The sequence below is a fragment of the Streptomyces glaucescens genome (genome assembly GCF_000761215.1).
Classification (GTDB): Bacteria; Actinomycetota; Actinomycetes; order Streptomycetales; family Streptomycetaceae; genus Streptomyces; species Streptomyces glaucescens_B.
In genome coordinates, this window is record NZ_CP009438.1 from 2,121,072 (window position 1) to 2,133,026 (window position 11,955).

The 11,955-nt window shown below is 71.8% G+C and carries 10 protein-coding genes; 5 read left to right on the top strand and 5 right to left on the bottom strand.

The window, feature by feature from the left end; all coding sequences use genetic code 11:
- The first annotated feature begins 1 nt into the window (after position 1).
- Positions 2-505, top strand: a complete 504-nt coding sequence (gene ybaK / locus SGLAU_RS09210) for a Cys-tRNA(Pro) deacylase (protein WP_043500022.1) — start codon at positions 2-4, stop codon at positions 503-505.
- Positions 506-589: 84 nt separating this feature from the next.
- On the opposite strand, the gene SGLAU_RS09215 is transcribed toward ybaK, so the two are convergent.
- The 4 genes from SGLAU_RS09215 to SGLAU_RS09230 form a co-directional block, all read right to left on the bottom strand.
- Positions 590-1,273, bottom strand: coding sequence for a hypothetical protein (locus SGLAU_RS09215; protein ID WP_043500023.1), 684 nt, complete (start codon positions 1,271-1,273; stop codon positions 590-592).
- A 34-nt stretch (positions 1,274-1,307) separates the two neighbouring features.
- A complete protein-coding gene (locus SGLAU_RS09220) occupies positions 1,308-2,129 on the bottom strand; it encodes an ABC transporter permease (RefSeq protein ID WP_043500024.1) in 822 nt (273 codons plus the stop codon).
- 76 nt (positions 2,130-2,205) lie between these two features.
- Positions 2,206-3,180 (bottom strand): ABC transporter ATP-binding protein, encoded by a 975-nt coding sequence (locus SGLAU_RS09225; RefSeq protein WP_043500025.1) that lies wholly within the window; start codon positions 3,178-3,180, stop codon positions 2,206-2,208.
- A gap of 167 nt (positions 3,181-3,347) precedes the next feature.
- Complete coding sequence (locus SGLAU_RS09230) at positions 3,348-4,565, bottom strand: NYN domain-containing protein (protein WP_043500026.1); 1,218 nt, start codon at positions 4,563-4,565, stop codon at positions 3,348-3,350.
- A gap of 245 nt (positions 4,566-4,810) precedes the next feature.
- On the opposite strand from SGLAU_RS09230, the gene SGLAU_RS35620 reads away from it, so the two are divergent.
- Complete coding sequence (locus SGLAU_RS35620) at positions 4,811-4,972, top strand: hypothetical protein (RefSeq protein ID WP_099052783.1); 162 nt, start codon at positions 4,811-4,813, stop codon at positions 4,970-4,972.
- Between the two features lie 134 nt (positions 4,973-5,106).
- Here the strand turns inward: SGLAU_RS35620 and dnaE are convergent, their stop codons facing one another.
- Positions 5,107-8,646, bottom strand: a complete 3,540-nt coding sequence (dnaE, locus tag SGLAU_RS09235; protein WP_043500028.1) for a DNA polymerase III subunit alpha — start codon at positions 8,644-8,646, stop codon at positions 5,107-5,109.
- 192 nt (positions 8,647-8,838) lie between these two features.
- On the opposite strand from dnaE, the gene SGLAU_RS09240 reads away from it, so the two are divergent.
- From SGLAU_RS09240 to SGLAU_RS09250, 3 genes are all read left to right on the top strand, one after another.
- Positions 8,839-10,188 carry a DUF2252 domain-containing protein gene (locus tag SGLAU_RS09240; RefSeq protein WP_043500030.1) on the top strand — a complete coding sequence of 450 codons (1,350 nt, stop codon included), beginning with the start codon at positions 8,839-8,841 and terminating at the stop codon, positions 10,186-10,188.
- Between the two features lie 79 nt (positions 10,189-10,267).
- Positions 10,268-10,975, top strand: a complete 708-nt coding sequence (locus tag SGLAU_RS09245) for a hypothetical protein (RefSeq protein WP_043500032.1) — start codon at positions 10,268-10,270, stop codon at positions 10,973-10,975.
- Positions 10,976-11,074: 99 nt separating this feature from the next.
- Positions 11,075-11,875: a DsbA family protein gene (locus tag SGLAU_RS09250; protein ID WP_043500033.1), complete on the top strand. Its 801-nt coding sequence runs from the start codon at positions 11,075-11,077 to the stop codon at positions 11,873-11,875.
- The last annotated feature ends 80 nt before the right edge of the window (positions 11,876-11,955 follow it).

The window sequence follows — 11,955 nt, forward strand, 5'->3', positions numbered from 1 at the left end:
GATGGCGAAGAAGTCGAAGAAGCAGCAGCAGTCCGGCGGCACGCCCGCGACGGTGGCGTTGACCGCGGCGGGCGTCGCGTACACGGTCCACGCCTACGACCACGACCCCTCCCACCCGTCGTACGGCGAGGAGGCGGCCGAGGCGATGGGGGTCTCCCCGGAGCGGGTCTTCAAGACCCTGGTCGCGGACGTGGACGGCGCCCTCACCGTGGCGGTGGTCCCGGTAGCGGGCCAGCTCGACCTGAAGGCCCTGGCCTCGGCGGCCGGCGGCAAGCGCGCGACCATGGCCGACCCCGCCCTCGCGGAACGCACCACCGGTTACGTCCGGGGCGGCATCTCCCCCCTGGGCCAGCGCAAGAAGCTCCCCACCGTCCTGGACGCCTCCGCCACGGCCCACGAGACGATCTGCGTCTCGGCGGGCCGCCGCGGCCTGGAGGTGGAACTCTCCCCGAAGGACCTCACGGCCCTGACGAACGCGATCCTGGCCCCCATCGGCCGCGCGTAGGCCCCCGGGCAGGAGGCGGTCGCCCGGTGCCACGCTGCCGCGCAGCCGCGGGCGCCGGCCGGGGCCCGCCTCAGCCGGCCTGGCTCACCCCGCGCCCCCGGTCCCGGGTCCCGGCCCGTACCCGTACGGCACCTCCGGATCCCGCGGCCCGAACAGCGCCGTCAGTCCCAGGTGCACCAGCAGCGCCCCCAGCGACCACGCCAGCAACGCCCCCTTCGCCCCGAGTTCCATCGGGGCCGAGAACGTCACCCCCCGCCCGACGTCCCTGGCGTGCGCGAGCACGTCCTGGGCCGGCCCGAGCCACACCCCGAGGCGCCAGGCGAGCAGCGATCCGAGCAGCCCGCCGGCGCCCAGCGCCACCACGGCCGGGACGCCCCCGCGCCGCCGCAGCAGGAACACGACGACGCCGCTCAGCACGCCGAACGCGAGCGCGAGCAGGGCGAACGTCCCGTCGACGCCAGCCGCCTGCTCCCCCTCGGTGTCCTTGACGTACACCACCCAGCGGCCGTCGACGACGTCCCCGACCAGCGGCACCCGGGGTGCCAGCCAGTACCAGAGCAGCCCGAGCAGCACCCCGCCGAGCGCCACCGCCACCGTGATCACGGCGGCCTCCCGCACTTCGCTCTTCATCCCGGGGCCGTCCTGTCCCTGGCCTCCGCGGGCTCCGTGCGCCGCACCCCCGTACGCCCCGGCGGCGGCCGAGGGCGGCCACTGACCGTGCGCGGACTGTTCGTGCGGCGGCGGAGGCGGAGTCAACGGTGCTGTCACCCTGACATCGTGCCAGGCCCGCCCCCCGGGCGCGTCACCGGACGGCGGCCCGCCGGTACGCCCAGGTGGCCGCGGCCAGCGAGATCACGCCGACCCCGGCGCACACCGCGAGGTCGGCCGCGACCACCGCCCAGTCCGGGTCGGCGGAGAAGGTCCGGGCGTAGGCCTCCACGCCGTAGGTGGACGGCAGCAGGTCCCGCGCGAGCCGGATGATCTCCGGCATGCGTTCCGGCGGCAGCACGCCGAGCAGCAGTGCCGCGGACATGCCGAGCTGCCCGAGCAGCGTGGCCAGCTCGGGCCGGGGCGCGAGCAGCCCGCACACGGCTCCGAGCCCGGCGAGCGCCGCGCCCGCGAGGGGGATGACCGCGAGCAGGATCCACAGGTGGGTGAGGGGCAGCCCGAACAGCAGGCAGCCGGCGACGGCGGTGACGAAGGTCCCGGGCACGGTGAAGGAGGCGTACGCCCCGGCCGCCCCGAGCACGACCGCCGCGGGCGGCACGGGCAGCGTGGCGTAGTGGTCGAGCCCGCCGGTGGCCCGCAGCTGCCCGAAGTACTGGGCGAGCAGGTTCAGGGCGACGAACGCGACGACGACGACCGAGGCGCCGGCCACGACGGACTGCGCCTCGCTGCCGCCGTCGACGACACCCCGCATCATGATCATGATGCCGACGGACTGGAACGTCGCCACGAACAGCAGCGGGATCCGCGCCACCCGCGCCCGCGACAGCTGCGCCCGGTACACGGCGCACAGCGAGGGCCACAGCCGGGCGGCCGGTGCCAGCTCGGCGGCGGGGCGCCCGGCCCGGTCCGCGGCCAGGGCGCTGCCCGGCAGAACCTCTGCGGGTACGACACTCACGTCGTGCTGCTCCTCTTCACTGCGGCGTTCCCTCCGGCGGTGGCCCTGTTCCGTACGGATGCGGCGCCCGGGCCGCTCATGCCTTCACCAGTCCCTGCCGCGCCGCGCCGCCGAGCGCCATGTACACGTCCTCCAGGCTCGGCGTGGTCAGGGTGAAGTCGTCCAGCGCGGCGAAGGCGGCCCCGCCGGTGACGGTGGAGACGACCGCGCGGGCCTCCTCGGGCGCGAGCCGCAGCGTCCAGCGCCGCCCGGACTCCTCCGCCCGGTCCCGCAGCGCAGCCACCGCCGGCACGTCCAGCGGCGCCCGCTCCCGCCACACCAGGTCGACCCGCACCTCGCCGGCCACCTGCTCCTTGAGCCCGGCGGGCGTGTCGCAGGCGATCACCCGGCCCCGGTCGAGCACGGCGACCCGGTCGAGGACGGTCTCCGCCTCGATGACGTTGTGGGTGACCAGCACCACCGTGGTGCCCCGCTCGGCGCGCCTCCGGTCGACGGCGGACCACACGGCCCGCCGCGCGACCGGGTCCATCGCGGTGGTCGGTTCGTCGAGCACCAGCAGCGGCCGCTCGCCGACCAGCGCGGCGGCGAAGCAGGCCAGCCGCCGCTGCCCGCCGGAGAGCTTCTTCAGCGGCCGCCCGGCGATCGGGGCGAGGCCGAGTTCGTCGAGCACGGCGTCCCGCTCGGCCCGCGCCCGCCGTACGTCCAGGCCGCGCAGCCGCCCGGTGGTCTCGGCGGCGAGCGAGACGGTCAGCTCGTCGAGGGCGGTGGACTCCTGGCCGAGGTAGGCGAGGATGCGCGCGGCGCGCTCGGGGTGGCGCACGATGTCGTGGCCGAGGATCTCGACGCTGCCGCTGTCGGGCCTCATCAGCCCGGTGAGCTGGCGGACGAGGGTGGACTTGCCGGCCCCGTTCGGCCCGAGCAGCCCGAAGATCTCCCCGCGCCGCACGTCGAGCCGTACGTCGTCGGTGGCGCGCACCTCGGGGGTCCCGGGGGCACCGCGCCGCGCCCGGGTCGCGGGGTACGTCTTGGTCAGCCCGCGCACCGCGCACACGACCTCACCACTGTCCCCGAAGACCTGTGCCGCGCGCGTACTCACAAGGGACGAGACTACGGGGTGCCGGGCCGCCGTCCGCGCGCGGGGCGGCCTCCGGACCCACGAATCACCGGTGGCGGTCATTCCGCCGCGTTCCCCGCGACCGGCCCCCGCTCCGGGAGGGGCTACTCCCCCACCGGCGTGCGTTCGGTCCCGGTGCGGGCGTCCACCTCGCGCCAGAAGCCCGCGCGGATCGCGTACCGGTCGTGCTCGTCGATCTGGTCGTCCTTGTGGGCCAGCAGCCCGAAGCGGGCGGCGTAGCGCAGCAGCTCCCCGTCGATGCGGTGCGGGATCCGCGGATACATCCCCGACAGCCGCTGCAGATGCCCCTGGTCGCCGAGGCGGGAGATCCAGCGCCGGGCGAAGACCTGCCCCACCTCGTACGGGTCACCGCCGACCGTGGTGATGTCCTCCTCCCGGTCGGCCCACCGCTGCTCGGCGGTGGTGAGCTGGGCGAGGGTCGGCATGGCGACGGCCTCGGGCGGCTCGGAGGCGATGCCCGGACGGTCCACCCAGCCCTTGTCGGAGGACCAGCGCAGGGTGGCGGTGGGGGGATGCGGGGCGGCCGGCTGGCTGCCGTGCGCCCGCAGCGCGGCCAGGTCCTTGGGGGTCGGCACGCCCTTCGGCGCCGGCACCCGCTCCGCCGCCCCGTTCGGCGCGGCGGCCGGCGCCGGGCGCGGGGACTGCTCGCCGGTGCGCTCCGGCGCGCCGAGCGCGGACTCGGGCAGCGGCGCGGACAGGATCGCGGCGATCTCCGGGCGCGGCGCGGGCGGCGGCGCGCAGACACCGCCCACCTCCCTGGCGCGCACGGCCTTGGTGATCCACGCGCGGTCGAGGACGCGCCGCTCGTCGGCCTCGGCGACCAGGTCCTCGGACTGGTTGTAGTCGCCGTCGGCGGCCTGCACGGCCCACAGGTGGACGGCGACCCCGTGCTCCTTGGCGGCCATCATGCCGGGCAGCAGATCGCCGTCCCCGGTCACCAGGACCACGTCGGAACAGGCCCGGTTGCGGGCCAGTTCGGTCAGTTCGGCGTGCATCGCGGCGTCCACGCCCTTCTGCGCCCAGCGGCCGTCGCTGCGGGTCAGCGCGCCGAGCCGGACGGTGACCCGGGGCATCACGCGCAGCCTGCGGTGCTCGGGCTGCGGGACGCGGTCGGGGGCGCCGTCGAACCAGTAGATGCGCAGCAGCGGCTGCTGGGTGTCCGATTCGGCGCGTTCCCTCAGCCCTTGGATGAGGGCGTGGTGGTCGACGGTGATCCGGGACCGGGAGGGCTCTCCGGCGAGGAGGCTGGCCGCGGCCCCCAGCAGATACCCGGCGTCCACCAGGACGATGCAGCGGTCCACGCGTCTCACCCTCTTCCCGGGAGGTTTGCTTCGGGCTTCCTTCGAGTCTGCCCGACCGCGCGGGCGTTAACGGCCCGAACTCGATCTTCGGCGTGGCGTTTGTGTGAATCGGCCGCCCGGCGCTCCCCCGGGCGCAGCCCGACAAGCCTGGTCACGGACGGTAATTGTCCGACATGCGGGGCGTGTCGGCCTGTGTGAATCTGGTCCCGGCCCTGGCCCCTAGATCCCCCACAGGAGGCATCACCATGGCCAAGAACAAGAACCGTGACCGTAAGCGACCGCAGTCCGAGCGGGCGCCGCAGGCCCCGCAGTCCCCGATCGACACGCAGGGCGACCAGGTCTCCCCCTCGGTGTCCCCCGGCGACCTGGCCCGCAAGGGCCGGCAGAAGCGCTTCGGCCACAACTGATCCTTCGTGCCGGGGGCGTCACGTCGCCCCGCACGCACGCAAGGGGCGTATTCCCGCGTGGGATACGCCCCTTGTCGCTGTCGCTGTCGCTGCCGCTCCGCTGCCGCGCGGATCGCCCGGCGCCGCTGCGCCGTCTAGCCCGCCAGGCAGGACGGGCCGAGCAGGACCTTCAGGTCGCCGAAGAGGGCCGGGTCGGGCTTCACCCGGTGCCGGTCGAGGCGCAGCACGGTCGTCTTGGTCGGGCCCTGGAGCCGGATCCGCACCTCGCTGTCGCCCTTGTGGTGGCTGAGGACCTCGCCGAGGCGGCTGACCAGGGGCGGGGTGACCTTGACGGCGGGGATGGTGAGGACGACGGGGGCGTTGGTGCCCGCGTTGGACAGGTCGGGGACCATCAGCTCCATCGCGACCAGCCGCGGCACGTCCTCCCGCTTGTCGAGGCGGCCCTTGACGAACACCACGGCGTCCTCGACCAGTTGGGTCGAGACGAGCTGGTAGGTGGCGGGGAAGAACATGCACTCGATGGAGCCCGCCAGGTCCTCCACGGTGGCGATGGCCCAGGCGTTGCCCTGCTTGGTCATCTTGCGCTGGAGTCCGGAGATGATGCCGCCGATGGTGACGACCGCGCCGTCCGCGTGCTCACCGCCGGTGAGCTGGGCGATGCCCGCGTCGGCCTTGTCGGACAGCACGTGCTCCAGGCCGAAGAGCGGGTGGTCGGAGACGTACAGGCCGAGCATCTCGCGTTCCTGGGCGAGCAGGTAGGTCTTGTCCCACTCGTCGGTGGAGAACTCCACGTCGAGCCCGAAGCCGGGCTCGCTGCTGTTCTCCTCGCCCATCCCGCCGAAGAGGTCGAACTGGCCCTCCGCCTCCTTGCGCTTGACCGCGACCACGTTGTCGATCATCGGCTCGTACTGCGCCATCAGGCCCTTGCGGGTGTGGCCCATGGAGTCGAAGGCGCCGGCCTTGATCAGCGATTCCGTGGTCCGCTTGTTGCAGACCACCGCGTCGACCTTGTCCAGGTAGTCGGGGAAGGAGGTGTACTTCCCCTTGGCCTTGCGGCACTTGATGATCGACTCCACCACGTTGGTGCCGACGTTGCGCACAGCGGACAGGCCGAAGAGGATCACGTCGTCGCCCTGGGCGGCGAAGTTGGACTCCGACTCGTTCACGTTGGGCGGGAGCACCTTGATGCCCATGCGGCGGCACTCGTTGAGGTAGACGGCCGACTTGTCCTTGTCGTCCTTCACCGAGGTCAGCAGCGCCGCCATGTACTCGGCGGGGTGGTTCGCCTTCAGGTACGCGGTCCAGTAGGAGACCAGGCCGTACGCGGCGGAGTGCGCCTTGTTGAAGGCGTAGCCGGCGAAGGGGACCAGCACGTCCCACAGCGCCTGGATCGCCTCGTCGCTGTAGCCGTTCTTGCGGGCGCCGGCCTGGAAGATGACGAAGTTCTTCTCCAGCTCCTCCGGCTTCTTCTTGCCCATGACGCGCCGGAGGATGTCGGCCTCGCCGAGCGAGTAGCCGGCGATGATCTGGGCGGCCTTCTGCACCTGCTCCTGGTAGACGATCAGGCCGTAGGTGACGTCCAGGACCTCCTTGAGCGGGGCCTCCAGCTCCGGGTGGATCGGGGTGATCTCCTGCTGGCCGTTCTTGCGCAGGGCGTAGTTGATGTGCGAGTTCATGCCCATCGGGCCCGGCCGGTACAGGGCCGAGACGGCGGAGATGTCCTCGAAGTTGTCGGGCTTCATCATGCGCAGCAGGGAGCGCATGGGGCCGCCGTCGAACTGGAAGACGCCGAGGGTGTCGCCGCGCTGGAGCAGCTCGAAGGTCGTCGGGTCGTCGAGCGGGAGGCTGAGGAGATCGATGTCGATCCCCTTGTTCGCCTTCACCATCTTGACGGCGTCGTCCATGATCGTGAGGTTGCGCAGGCCCAGGAAGTCCATCTTCAGCAGGCCGAGCGACTCACAGCTCGGGTAGTCCCACTGTGTGATGGTCACGCCGTCGGTGTGCCGCACCCAGACCGGGACGTGCTCGGTGATGGTCTCGCTGGACATGATCACGCCGGCGGCGTGCACGCCCATCTGCCGGACCAGCCCCTCCACACCCCGCGCGGTGTCGATGACCTTCTTCACGTCCGGCTCGTTCTCGTACATCGCCCGGACCTCGCCCGCCTCCGAGTAGCGGGGGTGCTGGGGGTCGGTGATGCCGGAGAGCGGGATGCCCTTGCCGAGGACGTCCGGCGGCATGGCCTTGGTGATCCGGTCGCCCATCGCGTACGGGTAGCCCAGCACGCGCGCGGAGTCCTTGATCGCGTTCTTGGCCTTGATCGTGCCGTAGGTGCCGATCATGGCGACCTTGTCGGCGCCGTACTTCTCCGTCACGTACCTGATCACCTCGACGCGCCTGCGCTCGTCGAAGTCGATGTCGACGTCGGGCATCGAGATGCGCTCGGGGTTCAGGAACCGCTCGAAGATCAGGCCGTGCGGGATCGGGTCGAGGTCGGTGATGCCGAGGGCGTAGGCGACGATCGAGCCGGCCGCGGAGCCACGGCCGGGGCCGACCGCGATGCCCTGCTTCTTGGCCCACATGATGAAGTCGGCGACCACGAGGAAGTAGCCCGGGAAGCCCATCGAGATGATCGTGTCCATCTCGTACTCGACCTGCTTCATGCGGTCGTCCGGGATGCCGTCCGGGAACCGGCGGTGCATGCCGCGCATGGTCTCCTCGCGGAACCAGCTGACCTCGGTGTAGCCCTCCGGGATGTCGAACTTCGGCATCAGGTCGCGCTTCTCGAACATGCCGGTGGTGTCGACCATCTCGGCGATCAGGCGCGTGTTGGCGCAGCCCTCCTGCCAGGCGTCCGAGGAGTCGATGGCGTACATCTCGTCCGTGGACTTCAGGTAGTAGCCGGTGCCGTCGAACTTGAAGCGGTCCGGGTCGGAGAGGTTCTTGCCGGTCTGGATGCACAGCAGCGCGTCGTGGGCGCCCGCCTCGTGCGCGTACGTGTAGTGCGAGTCGTTGGTGACCAGCGGCGGGATGCCGAGCTTCCGGGCGATCTCCAGCAGGCCGTCGCGGACCCGGCGCTCGATCTCGATGCCGTGGTCCATCAGCTCCAGGAAGTAGCGGTCCTTGCCGAAGATGTCCTGGTAGTCGGCGGCGGCCTTCAGGGCCTCGTCGAAGTGGCCGAGGCGCAGCCGGGTCTGGATCTCGCCGGAGGGGCAGCCGGTGGAGGCGACGATGCCCTCGGACCACTTCGCGATGGTCTCCTTGTCCATCCGGGGCCACTTCTGCAGCCAGCCCTCGGCGTAGGCGTCGGAGGAGAGCCGGAAGAGGTTGTGCAGGCCGGTCTTGTTCACCGCCCACATCGTCTTGTGGGTGTAACCACCGGAACCGGAGACGTCGTCCCGCTTCTGGTGCGGCTGGCCCCAGAGGATCTTGCGCTTGTTCCGCCGGGACTCGGGGGCGACGTACGCCTCGATCCCGATGATCGGGGTGACCCCGGCCTTCTTCGCGGAGTGGAAGAAGTCGTACGCCCCGTGGAGGTTGCCGTGGTCGGACATGGCGATGTGCGTCATGCCCATCTCGTTGCAGGCGTTGAACATGTCCTTCAGCCGCGCGGCACCGTCCAGCAGCGAGTACTGGGTGTGGACGTGCAGGTGCGTGAACGGCGGCTTCGACACGGCTGCGGCCTCCAGGGGAAACGAACGGCGACGGGGGTCCGACAGGCTGCGGACAGTCCGGGGGACAGCGTCGAAGTCTATGCCTCGCGACTGACACCCTGCGGGCACTCCGGCGTACGGTCGGACGTTGGAAGCTGTCGGACACCCCGTCCGCGCAGGTCACGCACCATCGGTACCAGGAGGCACCCAGCGATGTCGTTTCCGCAGCTCAGCGACGAGCGACGCGGCGAGGAGATCCTCGCCGTCCTCGACACCGCCTTCGGCGAGCTCCTGGCCGCGGACCCGGCCGCGTTCCGGGTGAAGTTCCGGAAGATGGCCGCCTCGGCGTTCGCGTTCTACCGGGGCACCGCCAGCCTCTTCTACCACGACCTCGACGCGGACCACGCCCACCGCGACGGCGGGACGATACCCGGCGGGCCCTACCTCGACGAGCGGACCTCCCGGGTGTGGATCCACGGCGATCTGCACGCCGAGAACTTCGGCACGTACATGGACTCCACCGGCCGGCTGATCTTCAACGTGAACGACTTCGACGAGGCCTACGTGGGTCCCTTCACCTGGGACCTGCAGCGCTTCTCCGCCTCGATCGCGCTGATCGGGTACGCGAAGGCGCTCAGCGACGAGCAGATCACCGAGCTGGTGACGGTGTACGCGGGCGCGTACCGCGAGCGGATCCGCGCCCTCTCGACCGGCGCCAAGAGCGACGAGGTGCCGCCGTTCACCCTGGACACCGCCGAGGGGCCGCTGCTGGACGCGCTGCGCGACGCCCGCTCGCTGACCCGGTTCGGGCTGCTGGACTCGATGACGGAGATCCGCGACTTCGAGCGCCGCTTCGCGCCCGGCGGCGGTTCCATCGAGCTGGACGCGGCCACCCGGTACAAGGTGCTGGCCGCGTTCGACGGCTATCTGGAGACCCTGCCGGAGACCTCCCTGGCCCGTCCGGACTCCTACCGCGTGAAGGACGTCGTGGGACGCCGCGGCATCGGCATCGGGTCGGCGGGCCTGCCGTCCTACAACATCCTGCTGGAGGGCCACAGCGACGCGCTGGAGAACGATGTCGTGATCTACGTCAAGCAGGCCCAGACGCCGGCCGTCTCGCGGCACATCACCGACCCGGGGATCCGGGAGTACTTCCTGCACGAGGGCCACCGCACGGTGATCTCCCAGCGCGCCCTCCAGGCCCACGCCGACCCGTGGCTGGGCTGGACCGAGCTGGACGGCGCCGGCCAGCTCGTCGCCGAGGTCTCGCCGTACGCGGTCGACCTGGACTGGAGCGACCTGGACGACCCGGAGGAGATCGCCGCCGTCGTCGCCGACCTGGGCCGGGCCACGGCGTCGATGCACTCGGCGGCGGACGACCAGTCCGGCGAGTCGCTGGTGCCGTTCTCCACCGAACGGGCGATCGACGCGGCCATCGCGGCCGACGAGGAGGGCTTCGCCCCGCTCCTGGTGGACTTCGCGCACGCCTACGGGGCACGTGCGCGTGCCGACCACCAGATCTTCCTCGACCTGTTCCGCAACGGCCGGATCCCCGGCCTGTAGCCGGTCCGGACCGCCGGCCCCCGCTCACAGCAACCCTTTAGGGGTCTCTTACCGGAGGCCATGACACACTCTCCACGCGATGGACATATCAGGGACCCAGATCAGAGCCGTGCGCGCGGCGCTGTTCACGGCGATCGTCGTGACGCTCAGCACCGCGTCGCACGTGCTGCTGTCGCGGGTCCCGCTGCCCCTGGGAACGGTCGCGGCGATCACCGTCACCGTGTTCGTGATCGCCTACGCGCTGGCCGGCCGGGAGCGCGGCTTCCGGCGGATCGCCGCGCTGCTGATCCCGCTGGAGCTGGCCGCCGACACCGTCTTCACCGCCGGCCAGCACGCCTGCTACGGCCGCACGGGCGGCCCGGTGGCCGGGCCGCTGCGCTCGGTCGGGCTGGACGTGCTGTGCGGCGGCGGCGAGGTGGGCACCCCGCTGGCCCGGATGGCCGGCACCACCGGCACCGAACGGGTCGCCGCCCTCCTCGCCGACGCCCACCCGGAGACCGCCTGGCTGCTGCTGGGCGCGCACGTCGGCGTGGGACTGCTGGCGGCGGCCTGGCTGCGCCGCGGCGAGCAGGCGCTGGCCCAGCTGCTGCACGCGATGCCCGCGACCACCTTCCGCCCGCTGCTGCTGGCGGTCGCCGCGGTGACGGCCCGGCCGGCCCCGGCGGTCCGCCGGCTGCCGCGCCCCGCGCACCGCCGCGCCGCCATCGCGCCCGATCTGCTCCTCGCGCACTCCCTGGGACGGCGCGGGCCGCCCCGCTCGGCCCCTGTCGCGCTCGCCGTCGCCTGAGCGGCCGCGCCCGAGCGGAGCGACACAGCCGAACCCGAGCGGTTCCCCACGTCCGTACGCGCGCGCAGCCGCGCGCCACCCCCCAGGGAGATCACGAGAATGAGCAAGCGGAACAGCCAGACGGCGAAGACGGCGGCCCGGGAGCGGCTGCGCCAGGAGCGCGAGCGCCAGGCCAAGCGTGAGAAGACCAGGCGGCAGCTGATCGTGGCCGGTTCGATGGTCGCGGTCCTCGCGATAGCCGGCGGCATCGGCTACGCCGTCGTCCAGGGCAGCAAGCCGTCCGGCTGGGAGGCGGCGGCCGAGGCGAAGGTCGTCGCCCCGGCCAACACCTCCGGCAAGGACGGCACCGAGATCCTCATCGGCGACTCCAAGACCGACAACGTGGTGCACCTCTACGAGGACCCGCGCTGCCCGGCCTGCGCGTCCTTCGAGCAGACGATCGGCGAGACCGTCAACAAGGGCATGGAGGACGGCGACTACAAGCTGTCCTTCACCCTCGGCACCTTCCTCGACGGCAACCTCACCGGCGAGGGGTCCAAGAACGCGCTGAGCGCGCTCGGCGCCGCGCTGGACGTGAGCCCCGACGCGTTCCTCGACTACAAGGCGGCGCTGTACTCGGCGAAGTACCACCCCGCGGAGACGACCGACGAGTTCGCCGAGGACGAGTACCTGCTCAAGGTGGCGAACACGGTCGACGCCCTGAAGAACAACAAGAAGTTCCAGGACGCGGTCGAGAAGGGCACCTACGACGCCTGGGCGATGCGGATGAGCGACACCTTCGACGACACGAAGGACGTCAAGTCCACCCCCACCATCAAGATCAACGGCAAGGTCATCGAGAACCCGCGCACCGTGGCCGACTGGGAGAAGGCCCTGAAGGACGCGGGCGTCACCAAGTAGAGCGGGCCACCGGGACGGGCGGACCCCCCGGGTTCGCCCGTTCTTCATGTGCGGCCGCTTACCAACTCCCTTACCGGCCA